Below are 20,478 nucleotides of genomic sequence, written 5' to 3'. Positions count from 1 at the left end.
TTGCCCGCCGCCTATCCCTCGTCCCCGGCAGGGCAGGCGAGTTCGCAGGCACGGCAGTGGTCGATCCGTTCTCTCCCGGAGGTTTTGTCGGCGTTCATCCGCGCCAGGCACCGCTCCCGGCTGTACCTGCCGGTAGAAAAGGCATCCATCGGGCAGGCACGGGTGCAGTATCCCTCGCAGCCGGCACAGGGGATGTCTCGTTCCGGGAGATCCTGTCCGGGGCAGTCCAGGTCGGCCCATACCGCCCGGAACCGGATCTTCGGTCCGAAGCCCGGGACGAGGACGAGGTTGCTTCTCCCCATCCGCCCGATGCCTGCCAGAGAGGCCGCGTCCTTGAGGTAGATCCCGCCGTCCTCGAGCCGGTAGGGGATGACCCGGGCCCGGACTCCGTGCGTTTCCTGCAGCCAGCGGGCGAGTTCCTTGCCGATATGCCCGAGGATCCGGTCCCCGGGCGTTCCCCGGTCCGCTTCCCAGAGGTCGAGTTCGGGGTGCTCAGCATCGTGGGAGAGCCCGAGGACGATGTAGGTCCCCCGGTCGGTCCGCGATCCCCGGTGTCCGTCCGCGACCGCCGACGGGCAGCCGATGAGCCTCGCTGCAGGGACGGCGCCCGCCGCGTCCACCCCGAGTTCACGTGCCTTTCGGATGGCCGCCGTGATGATCTCCCGGTCGTCGGGCATGATCAGGATATGGGTCCGTGGGGTAAAGAGCGATCCGATAGGGTGCCGATCACTCCAGGTACTGCAGGATCGGCTCCAGGTCCCGGTACCCGACTAGGTGCCCTGCCGCCCGATGCTGGGACCGGTCGCCCCCATAGACCACGAACGAGCGATCCGGGGCGTTGCCGGAGAGCCCGTTCCAGTACGTGATCTCGTCAAAGAAGTCGGCACTTGCCGTTCTGCCCGACTTGATCTCGACCGGGACGGGATCCCACCCCTGATACTCGATGATGCAGTCGATTTCATGCCCGAGTTTGTCCCGCCAGAAGTAGATGTTGGGCTCTTTGCCCCGGTTAAACCGGAACTTCAGGAACTCTGTTATGATGAGCGATTCAAAGAGCCCTCCTTTCAGGGGGTGGTAAACGAGGTCGTCGGCACCCTGTATCCCGGCCAGGTGCGCGGCAAGGCCGGGGTCCGTGAAGTAGAGTTTGGGCATCTTGATAAGCCGCTTGTTGAAGTTCTTGTGATGGGGCCTGACCTGGACGACCAGCATCGACGTCTCCAGGAGGGAGAGCCACTCTTTTGCCGTGTTGTAGGTGATACCGCAGTCATGGGCGAGGGACGAGTAGTTCACCACCTGGCCGGACCGGTAGGCGCACATCTTCATGAACGTCTGGAACACCGAGAGGTTCTGCACCTGCTTGAGAAGGCGGAGATCGCGCTCGATGTAGGTCTGGACATACGACGAATAGAAGTCTCGCGGGTGAATGCTGCTGCTGTAGGGGCGGGGAAAGAGGCCGGCGTAAAGGAGATCCTCGTAGCGTTCAATCCCTATCCCGGCACGGACGAGTTCCCCCATCGAGAGGGGGAGGAGTTTGACGATCCCGACCCGGCCGGCAAGCGACTGGGATATCCGTTCCATCATCAGGAAGTTCTGGGATCCGGTGAGGATGAACTGTCCTGGCCTCTGATTCGTATCAAGGACCCCCTGGAGGTACGAGAAGAGCTCCGGGACCCTCTGCACCTCGTCGAGGACCGCCCCGGTCTTCTCGTACTGTGCGAGAAAGCTGCGGGGGTCCTCCTCTGCGAAGGCGCGGGTGTCGGGATCCTCGAGCAAGATGTAGGGCAGCTGCGGGAATACCGACCGGACGAGCGTCGTCTTTCCTGACTGGCGGGGGCCGATGACGGCTACTGCCGGAAAGCCGAGAGCGAGCGATCGGATCTGCGCCTCCGCATCCCGCCGGATCATCCCCTGCATCACGGTGGACATATTATAAATGGGATTTATAATTTGTCCACTTAAATATACCTGTGGACCGGCGTCAATGGTCCGGGATGAGGTAGAGGGTGCCGTCGTCAAGCACACCCGGCGGCTGATGCCTTCACGAGAGGGGGATGTGAGCCGGGCGATACGGCTGGGTGATTCTCGGGTCGCCGAGTCTTGATCTTTATGGACCGGACCCGTTCGACATTTTGGGGGAGCAGCAATTCCTGCGGCGGTTCGGGCAGGGTATGGGGTTGTATACGGATTGCACGAAGTTTTCAGTACTAATCCAGATTAGTACTAATCACGATTAGGGTTCCTTGACCGCGATGCCGGGCGTGCTCTCTGCCGATCCGGGACCGGGTGCTCATCCCCTCTTCTCCTCCGCCTCCCGCCGGATCACTCCCTGTACTGGACTGGACAAATTGTAAATACGATTCGCAATTTGTCCATATACATGCGGCCCTGCGGGGCCGATGTGAACTACCGGCGTGAGCATGCAGGACCTAACATTAATACCGGTGGAGCGCCAAATTCACAACGCTGGAAAGCGATCGATACGGGAGGAGTGGAAGATGGGGCCAGGAGATCGGAGAACAACCGGGAGGAAGGAAAACGTCGCGGAGCCCGGGTCTTCGTACAGCCTCTCCATCCCGTGGGATTCGACCGCCCCGTGTTCCGTCGGCCCATCCGGTATCGCACCGCAACACCCTGAAGAGTCGCCCCGCCCCTCAAAGCAGGAAGACTTCAGGATGCTCATCGAGCGGCACAGGAAGACTCTTGACTTTCTTGCGGAATAATTCATCGACCTCTTTTTACGACCACGTGCAGCCAGTCAAGAACGTCTTTTCGGGTCTTGTCGCCCCCGGCAACGTCCCGTACAAAGGCATTGTTCTCCGCATCGGAGCTTGCGATGACATACCGTTCCGGGGTCCTGAGCAGGATGAGAGCTGCGAGCAGAAACGCGATCCGCTTATTTCCCTGAACGAACGGATGCCCTGTTACAATACCGTGGAGCATAAACGCGGCCCTCTCGAACGGATCGGGAATACGGTTGCCGACGGCGATGACGAAGTCGAGGTTTCCCGGGTTGAGCAGCCGCCCCTCGAGACCCCGGTCTTCCTCGACGCCGCTTGCCCGGATGATCTCGACCTGGTAGCCGATGACTTCCTCGACGGTGAACTCCTCCATACGCTCTCGCAGCTCCCCGCCCGCTCTCCGGGTGCCGGATCGGGCAGAATGCTGAAGTGTTGGGGGCGATTGGGAAAAAGGTTGTTCATGTGGCGCTCGTGGATACGTGCCGGGGAATCTGGAGATGAGGGCCCTTCTCGATGGTTCCGGGGGCGACCCCGGGAAGAACTTATATGGGCGAGAGCGTGTAGGCTGCACGACACCTGGAGGAGTTGAGAGTATGGAAGAGAACGAATCAGCGTGCCCGTTTCAGAGGGCATTCGGCCCGGGGATGTGCGAGATGCACCGGCGGCTCCATGAGATGGTGGCGGCGCCCGTGCAGCGGATGATGCCCGTGATCCGGGGTGCAGGGATTCCGGTCGACGTCCGGGAGATCGAGGATGAGGTCGTGCTCGTCGCCGACCTCCCGGGGCTGGAGAGCAGCGATGTCGCGATACGGCTCACCGGTCCGGAAACGCTGCGGATCACCGTCCGAAAGAGGGAGGTGGAAGAGCGGGAAGGCTACGCCGTCAGGGAGAGGCTGTCCGGGGAGATGACCCGGATTGTGAACCTTCCCGCAGACGTCACGGAAGAAGGTGCGACGGCCGCCCTCGAAAACGGCGTGCTGGCGGTGCGGCTGAAGAAGGTTCCCGAGCAGGGGGTCGAGATCCCGGTCCGTGAAGAGTAGGGCGGCGGACTCCGGAGACAGGAGAACACCCGGCGGAGAGCGGGTGATGGCCGGGAGCTCGGGGGTGGTGACATCGGACGATCTGTGAGGAGTTACTGACCGCGAGTGGCATAGGCAATGTCCCTATCAAGGTCCTCGTCGGCATAATGCCGGGGAATCTTCCGTGCCCCGAGCAGTTCCTCCCACTCCCACCGGGTCATCCCTGCAAGAGCCGCCGCCTTCCCGGAGGAGAGAATGCCCCGCTGGTAGAGCGCCACGGCGAGTTCCCGCTGCAGTTCGGCGGCAACGGCGTCGGGAGGGAGCCGAAGCGCCTGGACGATATCCTGGGGGACAGTGATGGTAACATCGGTCATAGCCGCTTCACCTGATAGATAATGGATGGGAGGGAGATCCGATAAATTTGGTGGTGAGTGGAGGCCGGAGAAGATCTTCCTTAATATCCCCGCCTCTCCGGGATCGCCCCCCTTACCCCGCCCCGCGGGTCCTCCACGTCCCCGGCGTATCGCGGGATGACGTGGACGTGGAGGTGCATCACCGTCTGGCCGGCGGCTTCCCCTACATTCACGCCGACGTTGTAGCCGTCGGGGCGGAACCGGCCGTCGAGGAGGTCTTTTGCCTCCCGGATGAGGGCGAGGAGGGCGGCATGCTCCTCGTCCGTCGCGTCGAAGAAGCCGACGACGTGGCGGGAGGGGATGACGAGGAGGTGGCCGGGGCTTGCTGGATATTTATCGTAGCGGGCGTAGCAAAGATCGTTTGCAAGCACGATCTCCTCTTTTGGAGGGTTGCAGAACGGGCAGGTCAGGGGGCCCATGCTGCGTACCCCCGGACGTGGATGAGGTAGGCGCATTTTTCGGCGAGGTGCTCAAACGCCCGGTCCTGCCAGCCGCTCCCCGGTGCCTCCAGGCCGAGGAGCGAGACTGCGATCTCCCGCTCGAACGGGCGGGGGGCGTGGTCGTGGAGGAGGTCCCAGTAGCCGATGATGCAGTCCCGGCGGGACTTGAGGAGCGAAGGGTCGGGGATGCGGTCGCGTTTCTGGGCGTTGACGGAATCGAGGGTGGGGAGGAGGTTCCAGAGGTCGTTGTTCTTCCAGACCGAGAACGGGAGGACGTGGTCGATGTGCATCGCCTCCGGCGAGCGGATGGCCTTCCCCGACCAGACGCAGGCGAGCGCCCCCTCCTCCGCAAAGATTGACTGGTAGATGTTCCTCGCATCCGCGACCGCCCGCTCGGTCGTTGGGGTCTTCGTGAGCAGCGAGAGCATGCACTCCTCGGTGACGGTCCCGGTCTTGTCCGCGGCCGCGGTGAACTCGGCCCACTTCTTCAAGAGGCACTCCTCCCCGGAGATGAAGCCCCCGAAGTGCTCGAATACCGTGCAGAGGTCGCGGGAGAGGGAGAACCGGCCGGAGTTCTCGATCAGGGAGGTCCGGTCGACCGGGCTCTCCCGGGAGACGCGGTACTGCCGGTCGTAGTCGAAGACGGAGTAGTGCTCCTTTGACTGCGAGTAGCCGAGGTGCTTCATCGGCATCTCCGTGATGGTCTTCCGGATCGCTTTCACGAGCGTCCGGAATGCGGGCCGGATCTCGGCCGGCATGGTCCCGCGGGCATAGTCGTTGTAGAAGACCGAGATCCCGCCCCGGTCCCGGTAGTAGTCGATGACCGGCACGAAGTGCTTCCGGAACGAGACGGCCTTGCCGGTCTCCTGGTCCGGCGTCTCCCCATTCTTCTGCGGGATGAACGCCGGGGCTGCAAAGATGGGATAGTAGTAGAGCAGCCACTTCTCGACGAGCAGCCCGAGGGGGAACGAGACCGCATCACCGTCCTCCTCCCGCAGGTGCGAGGACTGCTGGCAGATCTCGATGACGCCCCGGAGGAGGGCGTACTTGTAGGTCGCGTCGGCGCTGTCGCGTTCGATGATGGTGTTGATCCGGCGGTACTGGGCGAGGTCCATTGTTGTTGCAGGAGAGATCGGGGGTCGGGGAGATATGGGTGTTGGTTTTATTCGAAGGAAATTTGCATGGGCGCTGTTATGTTCCCTTTTTTTGCTCTCGCCGTCATCGTCGCCCAGGCCCAAATGTTTTAAATCGGCTTTAAGAACTGCCTGACAGTTGATATTGGTTTAAATCTAATGAGAGTCTAAGAAAGCAAATAGATGCATGAATACATCCAGGAGCTTCAATATATAGTCGCTATCACAAATATTCCTTCGATACTAGAGAACGGAATTTTGTGCTATGAAATGGCTTCAACTGTAGCACATACTTCTGTTGCATTGGGAGAGGTGCAGGAGCGGAGGGCGAAAAAAAGAATCCCTGGGGGTCTGCCTCTTCACAGATATGTGAACCTCTACTTAAATGCCAGGAATCCAATGCTATTTCGTTTGATGAAAAATGTCTCGGAGGATCTTTGTATTTTAAGGATTGATAGGGGTGTGATCGAGCATCTTGGTGTTGTGCTGACGGACAGAAATGCTTCGAGCGATTATGTAACATTCTACACACTTTCGGAATCCGTGGGAAAGCTTGATGTGGAAAGAATCTATGCAAGATATTGGAAGCATGATGATCAGATTGAAGAATGGGAACATAAAAGCATTATATGTGCGGAAGTCCTGGTTCCGCATATTGTAACTGCAAAACATATTGTGGGAGCGTATGTGACAAGTGAACACTCAAAGGAGAGTTTACTAAGAGCGGGCTTTGATCGAGAGATCCTGGTCTACCCGGACATGTTCTTTAATATGCAGATTCGAAGGAGGGAGAGATAACATGGTGGATATCCTGGTTGGAGACATTTTCCAGAGCAAGGCACAGACACTGGTAAATACCGTGAACTGTGTGGGTGTTATGGGGAAAGGGATTGCTCTACTCTTCAAACAAAGATATCCCGATATGTATCGTGATTACGTCAGAAGGTGCAAGAACAACCAGGTCAAACCCGGGATCCCGTACCATTACAGCGATGTGTTTGGCAATTCGATAATTAACTTTCCAACGAAAGACCACTGGCGCTCATCATCCCGCATCGAGGATATTGTTACGGGATTAGACTATTTCGTCGCTAATTACAAAGACTGGGGTATACAATCTGTTGCATTTCCGCCGCTAGGGTGCGGGAACGGCGGTCAGAACTGGCGTATTATCGGCCGTATCATGTACCAAAAATTATCGGAGGTTGAGATCCCGGTTGAGATATATGCTCCATTTGGAACACCGCCTATTGAGTTAAGTAAGGAATTCCTCTCTCAAAAGGTTCTCCTCGAAGACTATAATCATATAAATCCCAGGCGAAATGAACTAACGCCGGAAAAGCTTGCAATCCTCGAGGTGCTGAGCCGGCTTGAAAACCAGACACATACAGCAACGGTGGGGAGGGTTATTTTTCAGAAGATTTGCTTTATTATTACTGAAACAGGGCTGGATACAAAGTTCAAATTTCAGAAAGGTTACTTCGGGCCGTTTTCACCAGAGGATGTCAAAAAGACAATCCATCATTTTGCAAATAGCAATCTGATCGTTGAGAATCAGAACGGTCGCATGATAGTCGTTTCAACAGGCCCCGAATATCCAAAAATACGGCAAAAATATACGAAGCAATTGGCTGAGCTTGAGCCGGAGATAGAGAAGACTGTCGATCTGTTCAGTAGAATAAGAAATACAGAACAAGCTGAAGAAGTAACTACAGTCTATTATGCATACAAAGAACTAATGGAGAAAAGATCCGGAAGGCCGATATCTGAGCAAGAATTGTTTGACTATATCTTCTCGTGGAAAAAGGGATGGAATAACCCTCAAAAGTGCAGGAAGATCGCTTCTGCAATCCGCAATCTCGCGATGTTGAAGTGGATCACGGTTAAATTTAGTAGTGAGTTGCCGGTTGGTGAGGTACTATAATAACCTCATTTATCTGAAGTTCTGTTAGTATACCGTCTTTTTGCTGTTCCTCTGGGTTATGGGTGTCCCTGCTGACCCGATGTAGATCGTTGGGCAGTCGCCGATCTTTGAGAGCCGGCCAAGTCGGCTGCGAAGAAACCGCCCCGCCACACTGCCCAGGCCGATTGACCCGGCCAGACCGATGGCCTTATCGTGGACTTCTTCGACTGGAGTTCCACGCCGGTGAATCCGGATGACATAGACTCTTTTTCGCTTCGGCGGTTCTGCATCCTGAAACCGCGTGAACTCAAACGCACCGAAGAGGCCGTTGCAGCAGTCACCTGCTGGCGGAGAGTTCTCCCTCATCGTCTACCCTCACCGATAGTAGGTCTTGTAGCAGTCATTGCAGCCCTCGCCGGCGCAATCCACAGCGTGACCGTGCCCTCACCGATAGTAGGTCTTGTAGCAGTCATTGCAGACCGGGCGTGTTTTTGTCGTTGCATATTTGGCCCCGCACTTGTGGCATACCTTCTCCTTGTAGTCCGGGTTGTTGAAGCGGGCCCAGGAAGCAAAGCACTTTGGGCAGTACGGCTTCTCCGGGTTATAATCGATTGTCTTCCCGCACCGAATGCAGTACGCGGTCTCTCCCAGCACTGAATCCACGACCTTCTCAAACAATCCTTTCTTCGGAGGGGCTTTCAGCTTCGGTGATATGGTTCTGGTGGGTTTTCTCGGCTCATAGGTCCGTTGACTCGCGGTGACTGCTGCAGCCGTTTGGTCGTTGCTCTCCGGGCTGCTTGCCTGCAGGATCCTTTCAACTTCTTCGAGGGTCTGAGTGTAGAGGTCGGGATCGGTCTCCCGGAAGAATCGGACACCCATCTCCCAGTTGTTGCTCTGAGAGTGCTCGTAGAGGTTCATCGAGGTGATTACGCCGAACTTTTCGTTGATGTAGCATTTGGCGTGGAGGTCGTTGCACTTGTAGAGTTGAGCGCTCTGCAACTGTTTGAGAAATACCAGATCTTCCTGCTTAGGGTTTGTGTCGCTCCGGTAGACGATGTCGATGGGGACCTTTTTGTCGTCAATGCTCTGGAGGTATTTCTTGTTGTGCGGGGTCAGGCTGATGTAGGGAGAGGCGATGAAGATTTGCTCCTCAGCGTTTTTGATGATCTCGATGAATGCTGCACTTACCCCCGGTGCGTCGAGGAAATCTGCCATTAAGTTGCTCCTGATGGTATACTATTCAGTGAGGAGTCGAAAAAGATTCTTAAATGTCTCTGTTGCTCCGGATAACTGATCTGGAGCCGTTATGCTAGATGTCTGGCCTAACGGGGAGTTGAGTACCGGCAGAAAGTATTTGACGACCGAGAAGAGATTGTCAATCTGGAAGAGAAGAGCACAACGGGTCCATGGTGATATTTGGGCAATACCCTGAGGGCGGTGAAACGAGGAGATTATGGTCGTAGTTCATGGGATATCCGGGAGTACGCAGTACCTGCTGGATGGACTGAAACCTGTCGATGGAAGAAGTCTGGGGACATTTGAAGATATCCACCACTTTTACAGCAATTATACCGGGATCCTGACCGAGACCGAAGCAGCGGTAAATGCCCAACTGGACGAGAGGATAGCCGGCCTGAGCGACACTGAAGTCCAGCTCGATACCCGGATTCAGGAGGGCATTGCCCGGCGTACGGCAGAAGTTGATACAGAGATCGCCGAACTCAGGACGAAGAGCGACAATGCGGCGAACATCCTGGCACGATGGGGCTATACAGTCAAGTGCTGGATAGCGGTCTCTCTACGGTCCAGGCATATAACCCGCCCCTTCAATGCCCTGAAGTCGGAACTGTGCGGCGTTCAAAACGAGAGAGCGATGCTGATCCTGAAGAGGGCGGAACTTGTCAACAAAGAGTGCGGCAACATTATTGCGAACCATGCGTTTATTGCCGATAATCTCTCGTTTTATATCGGTGCCATCGGGGAGGAGGCGGTCATCACCGCCCTCTCCCGGCTGCCTGATGAGTACCATCTGTTCAACGATGTGAACCTGCGTTTTCATCCTCCCATCCACTGGAGAGAGATGAATGACTACATCAAGTCGAGCCAGATCGATCACATCGTCGTAGGGCCGACGGGTCTCTTCGTCGTGGAGACGAAGAACTGGAAGTTCTCAGACATTGAGAAGAAATCTGACAAACTGGTCTACCAGGTGAGACGATCAAGCCTGGCGCTCTGGTACTACCTGCGGAAGAACTATGCACGAAATGACGTGCCGAAGACCCGTAACGTTATCGTTTCGGTGCAGGGTTGCCGTCCCGGCCAGAGGCTGGATCCCCACATCGATATCACCACCCCTAACAGGCTCTGCGAATACATAACGACAAGAGCGAACACCCTGCCGACGGGTGCGGTTGATCGGTTGGTCGCCGTGATCGGTCGGGCGGTATGAGGCCTCCTGGCTGGAATTCGGGATCGTATTTGTAGGTTGTGTCGGGGGGTTCCGGCAGCTGCTCAAAAGGGACTGGCTGGCGGATGTCGCTGGAAGCGGCGATGTTGATGATCTTCATCCTCGAAAATTGGGGTAATTATTCTCGCAGATACCTTCCCCCGACCGGGACGAACCGCTCGGGTTTCTTGACCGTGTCGTACTCCCGGATATCCGCGAGTTCGAGCGCCATCCAGGACCGCTTCCGGGGCGCCTCCTTCCTGACCCGAACCCCCTGCCACCGTTCCTGGCTTTCGACGTAGGCTTTGGCCTCCTCCCGGGTGAGGAAGACCGCATCGCCGAAGGTTTCGAAGAACGCGAGCGGATCTTCGTTGATAACGATCCGCTTGATCGTCGCCTCCCCGACGTAGCCGGTATCCTCATGGGACTGGTAGAAGACGAGTTTCATGCCGCTCCGGAGTTCTTTGAAGACGGTGGCGGGCTTGATGAAGACGGTTTTACCGTCCTGAAAGAACCGGGGCATGAGGTGTTTCGGGACGGGGAAGGTGACGCCGACAATCTCACTCATGATTCAGTGTAGGAGGTCGCACTATATAACGCATATTCTTTTGAAAACCAATAGCCGCCGAATCGCTCAGTAAAGGTATAGTAGGCCTCAGAAATGAAAATCAGCACGAATAAATAGTGTAATTGGCTATCCCTCATACGACGTATTATGTCCCTTTCCCCTGACAAACTCACCGAAAAAATCCTCAACGAACCCAGGCCTCTTTCTGATCGACAACGGCGTGCCGTCCTCTGCGATCGCACTCACATCCGTATCATTGCAGGCGCAGGGGCTGGAAAGACAGAGACTCTGACCCGGCGGATTGTCTACCTCCTCCTCATACAACAGGTGGAGCCGTCTGCAATTGTCGCTTTCACGTTCACGGAAAAAGCAGCACAGAGTATGAAGAGCCGTGTGTACGAGCGTGTGAAGCACCTTGGCGGAGATGAGATCTGTGCCCGCCTCGGGGAGATGTTCATTGGCACCATTCACGGCTACTGCTATCGTCTTCTGGAGGAGCACTTCGGGTACGGGGACTGGGGCGTGCTTGATGACAAGCAAGAGATGGCGTACCTTATGCGGGTTGGGTGGGCCCTGGGGCTCGGGCGATCCGGATATTATGCCACCAACTGTGAGGATTTTGTTAACTCTCTGAATGTCTACTACGGCGAGATGATTCCGGAGGGGAATTTGAGGAAAAAGAAAGATAGAGAGCTCCTTGAAAAACTGCGCCGTTACGAGGCATCACTGGATCAGCATAAGCGGCTTACCTTCAACCGCATGGTGCAGCTTGCAGTGGAGAACCTGCAGCACCGTCCTGAAGTGGCAGAACACGTAAAATACCTCATTGTCGACGAATACCAAGACATTAACCGCGCACAGGACGAACTCATCCGGCTGATTGGACTGGGAGGGAGCATCTTCGTTGTCGGCGATCCACGGCAAACAATTTACCAGTGGCGTGGTTCCGACGAACTGTATTTCGAGGAATTTACTACGCGGTACCCGGAGGCGGTCACCATCCACATAACCGAGAACCGCCGTTCGACCGTAGCAGTGATCGAGACGGCTAACGGGTTCTCGGACACGTTTGAGGACCAGCACTACGACCACATGGATCCGGTTCGCCGTGAGCAGGGCGGGGCGTATCTGGCAGAGATGCAGAGCGATATAACCGAGGTAGACTGGATTGCGGATCAGATTCAGGCGCTTGTTAGAGAAGAGAAATGCAACTACAGTGATATCGCGCTCCTCTTTCGGAGTGTAAGCACCTCGGCTCCCCCCTTTATCGATGAGTTCAGGCGCCGTGATATACCCTTTGTCGTTGGCGGAAAAGTGGGCTTGTTCCGCCGGCCAGAGATCCTGGGCATAGGACAGTTGTTTGCATGGCTGTGGGAAGATGGGTTCTGGCAGCAGGGCAAGTGGTCAAGGTTGCCTGCTCTCCGAGGTGAGGATCTGCTTGAAGAGGCGGTGGAGAACTGGAATCAGGGTGTTCCAGATCTGGCGCTGGGGGCTTCCGATGTAGTAAACCTTCGCCGCTGGAAGGATTCAGTGCTGAACAGTACCTACGATAACTTCTCTCAGGTCTTCGGAGAACTGCTCATTCTGCTCAGGCATCATGAGCTCGATCCTGATGATATACGCCATGCGGTTGTCATGGCGAATCTGGGCCGGTTCAATACACTCCTGACCGACTACGAAACGGCAATTATGCTTGGGGGGCGGCGCAGGAACTGGGAGGCCGACCTGAAAGGGCTGTGCTGGTACCTGAACACCTACGCGTCCTCGAAGTACGAAGAGCAGACCGGCGACGACATCGGCGGCGTGGACGCTGTGCAGCTAGTTACAATTCACCAGAGCAAAGGTCTGGAGTGGCCGCTGGTATTTGTGCCTTGCATGGTCCGGCAACGGTTCCCGTCAAGCATGGTGGGCAGAGGGAGAACCTGGCTCATATCCCCGGAGCTCTTCGATGTGGCGAAATACGAGGGAGATCTGGAGAGCGAACGCAAACTCATGTACGTGGGGCTGACCCGGGCGAAGGACGCGGCTGTGGTGAGTTACTTCACGTCCATGAACGGGCGAAGAAAGGGACAGAGCGCTTTTGTAAATGACATCAAGGATCTGCCTCACGTCGAACCTCTCTCACAGAGAGACACATTGCCGGATCATGACTATGCGATCGGCGGCGCTGTGGACGAACTGCGTACATTTACTGCCGGTGAGATTGTGGACTACGGGAAGTGCGGCTACTTCTACAGGCTTCGGCATCTCTGGGGATACCAGCCGGGTCTCACCGACTATCTGGGGTACGGGCAGACCTTGCACTTCTGCCTCCGGGAAGCTGCGGACCTGATGAAGAACGAGGGTCTGTCTCCGATGATTGCGGTGGCAACGGCAGTGGACCGGAACTTCTACATGCCGTTCATGACCGAGGGACGAATGGAGAAGATTAAGCACGCAGCAAAGAACCATCTAATGAGATTTGCGGAGAAGTACCGCGACGATATGCTCCGGATCCGGGAAGTGGAGACGAGGGTCGAATTCCCGGTGCAGAACGCCATTGTGGCCGGGAAGGTGGATGTCATCCTCCATGATGGGGATGCTGTGGAGGTGCGCGACTACAAGACCTCCGACACGGCGACGACTCCCGAGGACTCGGCGCTCCAGGTGCAGCTTTACACCCGTGGCCTCTGCGTGGTCGGCGAAACCGTCTCCCGGGGTTCGGTGGCATTCCTCGAGGAGGCTGCTGTGGACACTGTGGATGTGACCGAGCAGGCCGTTGCAGGGACGATGGCACGTGTAGAGGAGGATATCGGACGGATTCTCTCGGGCGACTTCACGGCATGTCCGGGAGCGGTCTGTGAGCGGTGCGATTATCAGGGCATTTGCAGGTGGCGAGCATGATTGATATGGATCCGAAGACAGCAAAACACCAGGAAGAACGGTTGAAACGACATAAACAGCAGTTGAAGCAAAAACTCGCCGAACTATTCCAGATAGACTCGCCGGACCTTGATTTCGGTGTCTACCGGATCATGAACCAGAAGCGGGACGAGATCACGCGGTTCATGGACAAAGACCTGATCGAGGCTGTCGATGCTGAGTTCGGGAAGTACGACAAGGAGAGCCGCACCCAGATCGCAAGCGAACTCAAGGAACTTGAGCAGACCATCCGCAACACGTACGGGGATGATGCCCTTGATGTAAATGGCCTGAAGGAGGAGTATCGAAAGGCGGCAAAAGGCAAAGAACTGCATGAAAAGTGGCAGCACCTCCGCCGCGATGCCGAAGAAGCCTCGATGAGCGATCTGCAGAAGGCAGAGATCTTTGCTCACCTGGAGGAGTTCTTCTCCCGCTACTACAAGGACGGTGACTTCCTCTCGCTCAGGCGGTATGCGGCGAACGAGAAGTACGCGGTGCCCTACAACGGCGAGGAGGTGCTGCTCCACTGGGCGAACAAGGACCAGTACTACATCAAGACCGATCGGTTCCTGAAAGGCCATGGATTCGACGTCGGATCGTATCGGGTGCTCTTCGAGGTGGTGCAGGTCGAAGGGCAGTCGAACGGGAACGGCAAGGGCCGGTACTTCGTGCTCGCGGGCGATGATGCGGTGACGTACGACGAAGAAAAACGGCTGCTCACCGCCAGGTTCGCCCAGGTGCCCCTCTCAGACGACGACCTCCTCAGTCGCTTCCCGCCCGGGGCCGGACGGCAGAAGCCGAACCAAGACGATATCGTGGCCGGGCTGGTGGCGGAGGTCCTGCAGGGTCATGGCATCCCGAAGGGGCTCATCGACGCCCTGCAAACGAACGAACGGGATACCGACAGGAACCCGCGGCTCTACAAGCACGTGATGAGTTTTACGAAGGAGAACACGAGCGACTTCTTCATCCACAAAGATCTCGGCGGGTTCCTCCGGCAGGAACTGGACTTCTACATCAAGAACGAGGTCTTCCGGCTGGACGACCTCGGGACGGAGAACGAGGTGGCGGTGGAGCGCTACGTGAAGCGGGCGAAGGTGCTGAAGTCCATCGCCCACCGGATCATCGACTTCCTAGCGCAACTTGAGGACTTCCAGAAGACGCTCTGGGAGAAGAAGAAGTTCGTCATCCGGACCGGCTACTGCATGACCCTCGACCACGTGCCGGAGGAGTTCTACCCCGAGATCCTGGCGAACGAGAGGCAGCTGGCCGAGTGGCTGAGCCTCTATGGTATCGGGGAGGCGAAGGGTGGACAGAAGACGCTTGCAGGCGACCGGGTCGATGAGGCATTCCTGCAGAGCCACCCCTACCTCGTCATCGACACGGCGTTCTTCGACAAAGACTTCACGGACCGGCTGCTCGAACATCTGCAACACCCGGATGGCACGCCGGTCGAGGACCTCGATGAGGCCATCGGCGGGCTGATGATCAAGAGCGAGAACTGGCAGGCGCTGAATCTCCTGCAGGAGCGGTACCGGGAGCAGGTGAAGTGCATCTACATCGATCCGCCGTATAATACGGGGAATGATGAGTTCATCTATCGGGATAACTACCAGCACAGCAGCTGGTTGAGTATGATGGGGGATAGGTTACAACTGTCAAAACCTTTGATGCATAATAGTTCTACAATTTGGATAAGCAATGACGATAATGAAAATTTTGAGATCATAAACTTATTATACGGCGTTTTTGGGGAGAAGAATTTTTTTTCTGAAATTATCGTTAGGGCAAATAGCCGTGGTCAGACATATAAGCCCATTGCAAAAACCCATGAATACGTTTCCGTATTCACAAAAAAGGATGATGAGGCTGAATTTTTCGAATTGGAAAAATCCGGAGTATCTGACGATCTTAATATGTCCGATGAGATAGGCAATTTTAATATCCGAGAACTCAGAAACCGTAACCCGAAGTTCGGGAAGCATAATCGTCCTAATCTATTCTATCCCGTATATGTGAATCCAAATATCTACGATCATGATGGCTTTCACCCTGTCTATTTAAGCAAAGAGAAGGACTATTGCGTGGAAGTTTTACCGCTTAATTCTGAAGGCATGGAAAGTTGTTGGAGATGGGGTAAAGAAAAATTATCCCGAAATACCTCTGAAAATCCACTTCGCTCTAACATTGTTGCAAAACAAAAGCGAACTGGAGAATTTGGTATTTATGAAAAATATCGGAAAACAACGTACAAACCAAAATCAATTTGGACTGAAAATGAGTTTTTGACAGAAACTGGAACCATTGAGATTGGAAATATTGGGTTAGGCACATTGTTCAGTTTCCCCAAGCCTTCGTCTCTAATAATGCAGTGTGTTGCCCTATCTTCGAAAGAAGGTGAAGTAGTCCTCGACTACTTTGCAGGTTCGGGTACTACAGCTCATGCGGTGCTAAACCTGCAAAAAGAAGATGATAGTAATCGCCCTTACATTCTCGTCGAAATTGGAGATTATTTTGATTCGGTGATCATACCTCGAATAGAAAAAGTCATGTTCTCCTCCAACTGGAAGGACGGCAAACCCCAGGACACCGACGGCCAGAGCCACATCTTCAAGTACATGGAACTGGAGCAGTACGAGGACACGCTCAACAACATCGAGTTCCTGGACCGGGACGGCCACGTGCAGGCCACCATCTTCGGCATGAGCGACTACATGCTCCGCTACTTCCTCGACGTCGAGACCCGGGAGAGCCCGTGCCGGCTGAACGTGGACCGGCTGGCAACGCCGTTCGCCTACACCCTCCGGGTCCGCCGCGATGTGGGGTTCGACCATGTCCCGGTTGACGAGGACGGATTCCGTGAGGTAACCGTGGACCTTGTCGAGACCTTCAACTACCTCCTCGGGCTGCACGTCCGGCGCCGGGTGGTCAGACACCAGGGCGGCCTCATCTATCGGATCGTCCACGGTGTCCTCCCCGACGGCAAGGCCGTCACCATCGTCTGGCGCAACTCCCCGAAGAACCCCGTTGGTCATGAGCAAGTGCTAGAAGCGGATGCGGCGTTCATCACCGACGAGATCCTCAGAGAGTTCCCCGATACCGGTGTTCTCTACGTCAACGGCCACTGCTTCGCACCTCGGGCAACGCCCCTCGAGCCCGAGTTCAAGAAACGCATGGGGGCATGAGGGCGTGGCGGCACAGCGGGGACGAAAAAGAGGGCAAACGCCAGGACAATCCTCGAAGGAGGGGAAACTCCGGCCGTGGCTGGTCAAATGCGCCTTTGCGTACCGCCTCTTCGGGATGAAGTCCTTCCAGGACTTCCAGGGGACTCTCGCCGGCGTCGAGGAGGGCGAGGGCGAGGACGGGCACACCCACTACTACCACGTCCTGAAGAGCGACACCCGGTTCCGGAAAGACGCCAGCGTCACGCTCGATGAGTTGCGGAACTACGACGACAACGTCGTGCGCCACATGCACCGCATCAACGCCCATCGCGACGTTCCCATCAACCTCAAGTACTACCAGTGGCTCGCCGCCCTTTTCACCGAGGCCTACCTGGATCGCTACTTCCAGAGCCCCGGGAAACTCGCCTCCCTGGTCGAGGAATCGGTGAAGGAATATATCAAAGAAACATCTTCGTCTGTCCTGGACCCCTATGAGTATTACGAGCGGTACATGCCCGGCATGGACGACCTCCGCAAGTGCGCCTACTGGATGGCTACCGGCTCGGGCAAGACCTTCCTCATCCACCTCGCCTACCTCCAGTTCCAGCACTACAACAGGGGTCCTCACCGCCTGGACATCGACCGCATTCTCCTCATCACCCCTAATCGTGACCTCACCGCCCAGCACCTCCGGGAGATGAAGAAGAGCGGCATCCCGTGCACCGAGTTCGACGCCACCGGGCTCGGCGGCTACTTCCAGCGGCAGTCCGAGGAGGCCGTGAACGTTATCGAGATCACGCGGTTCACTGAGGACAAGCAGGACGGCGGCCTCAAGCGGGTGGACATCGAGAGTTTCGGCAGGAAGAACCTCGTCTTCGTAGACGAGGCTCACAAGGGCAGCGGCGGCGAGAAATGGAAGATGTTCCGGCGCGAAGTCGCCCGGGAAGGATTTACCTTTGAGTACAGCGCCACCTTCGGGCAGGCGGCGGCTTCCGGAGGCGATAACGACAACCTAACCGAATTTGCCAAGACCATCCTCTTCGACTACTCCTACCCGCACTTCTACAACGATGGCTACGGCAAGGAGTACCGCATCCTTAACGTCAACAAATCCACGTATGAAACGGACCGGGTGCTCCTCGCAAACCTCCTCACCTACTACGAGCAGAAACTGGTCTTTGAGGACATCAAGGACGTCGCCACCGCCGAGTACAACATCGCCGACCCGCTCTGGATATTCGTGGGGAGCAAGGTCAACGTCTCCGGCACCAAGTCCGACGTGCTCACGGTCGTCCGGTTCCTGCAGAAGGTTCTCAACGAGCGAGACTGGTTGGTCCGGACCATAGATGAATTTCTCCAGGGGAAGTCCGGCCTGCTCCACGAAAAGACCAAACACGACCTCTTCAGTCCGGCCTACCCCGAGCAGCGCCTCCGTTACCTCAGGGAGCGGGGGCTGAACGCGGAGGAGATCTACGGCGACATGCTCGGCCGCATCTTCCGGTGCGCCGAAGCCGCCGGTCTCACCCTCGTGCTCCTGAAGAACACCGACGGGGAGATCGGCCTCAAAAGCGGCGACAACGACTTCTTTGGGGAGATCTACGTCGGAGACGCAACGAAGTTCATAAAGATCGTCGAAGAGCACGAGCCGCAGATCGATATCGAGAGGATCGATCATCCATCGCTCTTCCGCGCCATCGACGCTCCGGACTCCACCGTGAACGTGCTCATCGGTGCGAAGAAGTTCATCGAAGGCTGGGACTGCTACCGGGTCTCCTGCATGGGGCTCATCAATATCGGGAAGAGCGAGGGGACCGAGATCATCCAGCTCTTCGGGCGCGGGGTCCGGCTCAAGGGCAGGAACAACTCTCTCAAACGCAGCACCAACGATGCCGGCGACCAACCCTTGAACCTCCCGCTTCTGGAGACGCTCAACATCTTCGGGGTCGACGCCAAGTACATCGGCTACCTGCGCGAGTTCCTCACCATCGAAGGTGTTGACGATTACAAGACCGTTGAACGCCAGATCGCAATCAAAGTCTGCGAAAATCACCTCCGCGAAGGCCTACTCATCCCCCACTGGGAGAAGACCGGATTTGAGAGGAAACGGCGGTTCGTCCTGGCCAGAGATCATATCGTCCCGGTAAAGGTCGATCTCCTTGCCAAAGTGGAGAGTGAGGACAGCGTGTATTACGAGGGTTTGGAAGCCGACTCCCGCCCCGACCCCGTCTCAATCGACCCGCGCTACCTGGTTCTCGTTGACTGGGACGTGGTGTATTTCACCCTCCTTGAGCACAAGGGCAGCAAGGGCTGGAAGAACATGGTCTTTGACAAAACCCTGCTACGGGAGATCATAGAAGACCCCGGGTGCTACACCCTGTACTGTGCCGACCACGTTGTCAGACCGCAGTCATTTGAGGATGTGCAGAAACTGCAGGACGTGATTGTGCTTGTCCTGAAAAAATCGCTCCAGGTCGCGTACAGCCGGCAGAAGAACGCATGGATGATGGAGACCATCCGAATCGAGCACCTCTCGGAGTCACACGGTAACTTCGAGTTCAAGAAGTACGTCGTGAAAGTCCACGAAAACAAGACGGACGTAATCGAGGCAATCGATGCACTCGTCCAGCAGGTCGACCGGATCTATGCGGACGGGAACACAAAATTTGTCACCAATGTCTTCTTCCGGAATCACCTGTATCAGCCTCTGCTCGCAAAAACCAGTAAGGCTTCGAGTAAAATCGCCGCGATCTCCCCGGAGGGGCTCAACGACGGCGAAGAAAAACTGGTGCAGGGGATTAAGAACTACATTGATGAGCACGCAGATCTCTTTGATGGGAAAAAGGTCTACCTGCTTCGCAACATCCCGAAAACCGGTGTAGGGTTTTACAAAAATTCGTGGTTCTACCCGGATTTCATTATGTGGGTGGTCGACGACAGCAAGCAGCATATCGTCTTCATTGAGCCGCATGGGATGGTGTTCAGCTCCGGGCCTGAAGATGAAAAGGTGCAACTAGCAGAGGACATCAAGGAGATCGAGCGGAAGATCAATGCAACATACCGGAATAAAGGCATTGAATGTGGAGTATCGCTCGACTCCTTCATCATCTCCGTGAGCCAGCCGGGCGCGGTGGCAGAGCCGTATCTTTACAAGACAAAGGAGCAGCGAAAAAAGTATCACGTTCTTTCCCTTTACCAATCAGACTTTATTGGTGAGTTGTTTGAATTCGTTCTCTCATGAGAACCATCAAACCAAACATTTACGTCTCTTTCTCGCAATCACTCTGCATGACTCGTTGGCTTGCCATATCCAACCGGACAAACTGGGAGATCACCCGGAAGAAGAATATCTGGGGAGTCCCTCAACGCAACAAAAGCATCATCGAACGGGTGAAACCTGGAGATACGGTTCTCATTTATGTGTCGCAGCAGAAAGAGAATGATACACTGCTTCCATCGGCTGTAACCGGAGCGTTCGAGGTGGTATCTGAGCCTTTTGAGGAGCGAACGAAGGTGTTTGTCGCACCGGAGCAGATGGGTGACGAGGTCTTCCCGTACCGGATAAAATTGAAGCCCGTGAAGGTTTTCGACCCTCCAGTAGAGTTCAAACCGCTCATCCCGAAGCTGAAATTTATTACCAATAAAACGATGTGGACCGGGCATATACGGCAGGCCATGCGGGTGATTCCGGAGGAGGACTATCAGACAATCCTGAATGCTGCAAAATCCTGATCCGCAAGGCAACGGTGCAAACGG

General features: G+C 56.0%; 18 protein-coding genes. 9 read left to right on the top strand and 9 right to left on the bottom strand.

From position 1 onward, the window contains the following. Positions 1–11: 11 nt before the first annotated feature. Together DIC75_RS06535 and DIC75_RS06530 are read right to left on the bottom strand one after the other, a co-directional pair. Positions 12–677: a hypothetical protein gene (locus DIC75_RS06535; RefSeq protein ID WP_250987227.1), complete on the bottom strand. Its 666-nt coding sequence runs from the start codon at positions 675–677 to the stop codon at positions 12–14. Between the two features lie 49 nt (positions 678–726). Next, positions 727–1,926, bottom strand: coding sequence for an ATP-binding protein (locus DIC75_RS06530; RefSeq protein ID WP_250987226.1), 1,200 nt, complete (start codon positions 1,924–1,926; stop codon positions 727–729). 569 nt (positions 1,927–2,495) lie between these two features. On the opposite strand from DIC75_RS06530, the gene DIC75_RS06525 reads away from it, so the two are divergent. Further along, positions 2,496–2,720: a hypothetical protein gene (locus DIC75_RS06525; RefSeq protein WP_250987225.1), complete on the top strand. Its 225-nt coding sequence runs from the start codon at positions 2,496–2,498 to the stop codon at positions 2,718–2,720. A gap of 1 nt (position 2,721) precedes the next feature. Here DIC75_RS06525 and DIC75_RS06520 read toward each other — a convergent pair whose 3' ends face one another. Continuing rightward, positions 2,722–3,111, bottom strand: a complete 390-nt coding sequence (locus DIC75_RS06520) for a type II toxin-antitoxin system death-on-curing family toxin (RefSeq protein WP_250987224.1) — start codon at positions 3,109–3,111, stop codon at positions 2,722–2,724. A 220-nt stretch (positions 3,112–3,331) separates the two neighbouring features. On the opposite strand from DIC75_RS06520, the gene DIC75_RS06515 reads away from it, so the two are divergent. Then, on the top strand, positions 3,332–3,778 hold the full coding sequence (locus DIC75_RS06515; RefSeq protein WP_250987223.1) for an Hsp20/alpha crystallin family protein: 447 nt from the start codon (positions 3,332–3,334) through the stop codon (positions 3,776–3,778). A 92-nt stretch (positions 3,779–3,870) separates the two neighbouring features. Here DIC75_RS06515 and DIC75_RS06510 read toward each other — a convergent pair whose 3' ends face one another. The 3 genes from DIC75_RS06510 to DIC75_RS06500 form a co-directional block, all read right to left on the bottom strand. Beyond that, entirely contained in the window at positions 3,871–4,131 is a 261-nt protein-coding gene (locus DIC75_RS06510; RefSeq protein ID WP_250987222.1) for a UPF0175 family protein, read from the bottom strand. A gap of 80 nt (positions 4,132–4,211) precedes the next feature. Continuing rightward, entirely contained in the window at positions 4,212–4,589 is a 378-nt protein-coding gene (locus tag DIC75_RS06505; RefSeq protein ID WP_250987221.1) for an HIT family protein, read from the bottom strand. After that, the gene (locus tag DIC75_RS06500; protein WP_250987220.1) at positions 4,577–5,725 is read right to left on the bottom strand and encodes a DUF8808 domain-containing protein; all 1,149 of its coding nucleotides are present in this window, start codon (positions 5,723–5,725) and stop codon (positions 4,577–4,579) included. Before DIC75_RS06500 ends, DIC75_RS06505 begins: the two co-directional genes overlap by 13 nt. A 201-nt stretch (positions 5,726–5,926) precedes the next feature. On the opposite strand from DIC75_RS06500, the gene DIC75_RS06495 reads away from it, so the two are divergent. Then, positions 5,927–6,541, top strand: coding sequence for a DUF4433 domain-containing protein (locus tag DIC75_RS06495; RefSeq protein WP_250987219.1), 615 nt, complete (start codon positions 5,927–5,929; stop codon positions 6,539–6,541). 1 nt (position 6,542) lies between these two features. Further along, positions 6,543–7,667 (top strand): type II toxin-antitoxin system antitoxin DNA ADP-ribosyl glycohydrolase DarG, encoded by a 1,125-nt coding sequence (gene darG, locus DIC75_RS06490; protein ID WP_250987218.1) that lies wholly within the window; start codon positions 6,543–6,545, stop codon positions 7,665–7,667. A gap of 24 nt (positions 7,668–7,691) precedes the next feature. Here the strand turns inward: darG and DIC75_RS06485 are convergent, their stop codons facing one another. Continuing rightward, positions 7,692–8,012: a hypothetical protein gene (locus DIC75_RS06485; RefSeq protein ID WP_250987217.1), complete on the bottom strand. Its 321-nt coding sequence runs from the start codon at positions 8,010–8,012 to the stop codon at positions 7,692–7,694. Positions 8,013–8,090: 78 nt separating this feature from the next. Then, positions 8,091–8,861: a phospholipase D family protein gene (locus tag DIC75_RS06480; RefSeq protein ID WP_250987216.1), complete on the bottom strand. Its 771-nt coding sequence runs from the start codon at positions 8,859–8,861 to the stop codon at positions 8,091–8,093. Positions 8,862–9,099: 238 nt separating this feature from the next. On the opposite strand from DIC75_RS06480, the gene DIC75_RS06475 reads away from it, so the two are divergent. Beyond that, entirely contained in the window at positions 9,100–10,095 is a 996-nt protein-coding gene (locus DIC75_RS06475) for a nuclease-related domain-containing protein (RefSeq protein ID WP_250987215.1), read from the top strand. Positions 10,096–10,231: 136 nt separating this feature from the next. Here the strand turns inward: DIC75_RS06475 and DIC75_RS06470 are convergent, their stop codons facing one another. Continuing rightward, the gene (locus DIC75_RS06470) at positions 10,232–10,660 is read right to left on the bottom strand and encodes a DUF365 domain-containing protein (RefSeq protein ID WP_250987214.1); all 429 of its coding nucleotides are present in this window, start codon (positions 10,658–10,660) and stop codon (positions 10,232–10,234) included. A 147-nt stretch (positions 10,661–10,807) separates the two neighbouring features. Here DIC75_RS06470 and DIC75_RS06465 point away from each other — a divergent pair, with 147 nt between their 5' ends. From DIC75_RS06465 to DIC75_RS06450, 4 genes are all read left to right on the top strand, one after another. Then, positions 10,808–13,543, top strand: coding sequence for an ATP-dependent helicase (locus DIC75_RS06465; RefSeq protein WP_250987213.1), 2,736 nt, complete (start codon positions 10,808–10,810; stop codon positions 13,541–13,543). Further along, on the top strand, positions 13,540–16,746 hold the full coding sequence (locus tag DIC75_RS06460) for a site-specific DNA-methyltransferase (protein WP_250987815.1): 3,207 nt from the start codon (positions 13,540–13,542) through the stop codon (positions 16,744–16,746). The genes DIC75_RS06465 and DIC75_RS06460 overlap by 4 nt, the downstream gene beginning before the upstream one ends. Positions 16,747–16,861: 115 nt before the next feature. Next, positions 16,862–19,963 carry a DEAD/DEAH box helicase family protein gene (locus tag DIC75_RS06455; RefSeq protein ID WP_250987212.1) on the top strand — a complete coding sequence of 1,034 codons (3,102 nt, stop codon included), beginning with the start codon at positions 16,862–16,864 and terminating at the stop codon, positions 19,961–19,963. Further along, entirely contained in the window at positions 19,960–20,454 is a 495-nt protein-coding gene (locus tag DIC75_RS06450; RefSeq protein ID WP_250987211.1) for an EVE domain-containing protein, read from the top strand. Before DIC75_RS06455 ends, DIC75_RS06450 begins: the two co-directional genes overlap by 4 nt. Positions 20,455–20,478 lie beyond the last annotated feature (24 nt).

The organism is Methanoculleus oceani (genome assembly GCF_023702065.1).
Classification (GTDB): Archaea; Halobacteriota; Methanomicrobia; order Methanomicrobiales; family Methanoculleaceae; genus Methanoculleus; species Methanoculleus oceani.
Note: the sequence above shows the minus strand (reverse complement) of the source record. Positions and strands in the feature narration are given on the sequence as shown.

Excerpts from the sequence above, each read along its gene's own strand:
- DIC75_RS06450 (WP_250987211.1), top strand. The coding sequence starts at position 19,960 with ATGAGAACCATCAAACCAAACATTTACGTCTCTTTCTCGCAATCACTC.
- DIC75_RS06530 (WP_250987226.1), bottom strand. The coding sequence starts at position 1,926 with ATGTCCACCGTGATGCAGGGGATGATCCGGCGGGATGCGGAGGCGCAG.
- DIC75_RS06485 (WP_250987217.1), bottom strand. The coding sequence starts at position 8,012 with ATGAGGGAGAACTCTCCGCCAGCAGGTGACTGCTGCAACGGCCTCTTC.
- DIC75_RS06475 (WP_250987215.1), top strand. The coding sequence starts at position 9,100 with ATGGTCGTAGTTCATGGGATATCCGGGAGTACGCAGTACCTGCTGGAT.
- DIC75_RS06495 (WP_250987219.1), top strand. The coding sequence starts at position 5,927 with ATGCATGAATACATCCAGGAGCTTCAATATATAGTCGCTATCACAAAT.
- DIC75_RS06455 (WP_250987212.1), top strand. The coding sequence starts at position 16,862 with ATGAAGTCCTTCCAGGACTTCCAGGGGACTCTCGCCGGCGTCGAGGAG.
- DIC75_RS06515 (WP_250987223.1), top strand. The coding sequence starts at position 3,332 with ATGGAAGAGAACGAATCAGCGTGCCCGTTTCAGAGGGCATTCGGCCCG.
- DIC75_RS06480 (WP_250987216.1), bottom strand. The coding sequence starts at position 8,861 with ATGGCAGATTTCCTCGACGCACCGGGGGTAAGTGCAGCATTCATCGAG.
- DIC75_RS06500 (WP_250987220.1), bottom strand. The coding sequence starts at position 5,725 with ATGGACCTCGCCCAGTACCGCCGGATCAACACCATCATCGAACGCGAC.
- DIC75_RS06470 (WP_250987214.1), bottom strand. The coding sequence starts at position 10,660 with ATGAGTGAGATTGTCGGCGTCACCTTCCCCGTCCCGAAACACCTCATG.
- DIC75_RS06520 (WP_250987224.1), bottom strand. The coding sequence starts at position 3,111 with ATGGAGGAGTTCACCGTCGAGGAAGTCATCGGCTACCAGGTCGAGATC.
- DIC75_RS06535 (WP_250987227.1), bottom strand. The coding sequence starts at position 677 with ATGCCCGACGACCGGGAGATCATCACGGCGGCCATCCGAAAGGCACGT.
- DIC75_RS06460 (WP_250987815.1), top strand. The coding sequence starts at position 13,540 with ATGATTGATATGGATCCGAAGACAGCAAAACACCAGGAAGAACGGTTG.
- DIC75_RS06465 (WP_250987213.1), top strand. The coding sequence starts at position 10,808 with ATGTCCCTTTCCCCTGACAAACTCACCGAAAAAATCCTCAACGAACCC.
- DIC75_RS06510 (WP_250987222.1), bottom strand. The coding sequence starts at position 4,131 with ATGACCGATGTTACCATCACTGTCCCCCAGGATATCGTCCAGGCGCTT.
- DIC75_RS06505 (WP_250987221.1), bottom strand. The coding sequence starts at position 4,589 with ATGGGCCCCCTGACCTGCCCGTTCTGCAACCCTCCAAAAGAGGAGATC.
- darG (WP_250987218.1), top strand. The coding sequence starts at position 6,543 with ATGGTGGATATCCTGGTTGGAGACATTTTCCAGAGCAAGGCACAGACA.
- DIC75_RS06525 (WP_250987225.1), top strand. The coding sequence starts at position 2,496 with ATGGGGCCAGGAGATCGGAGAACAACCGGGAGGAAGGAAAACGTCGCG.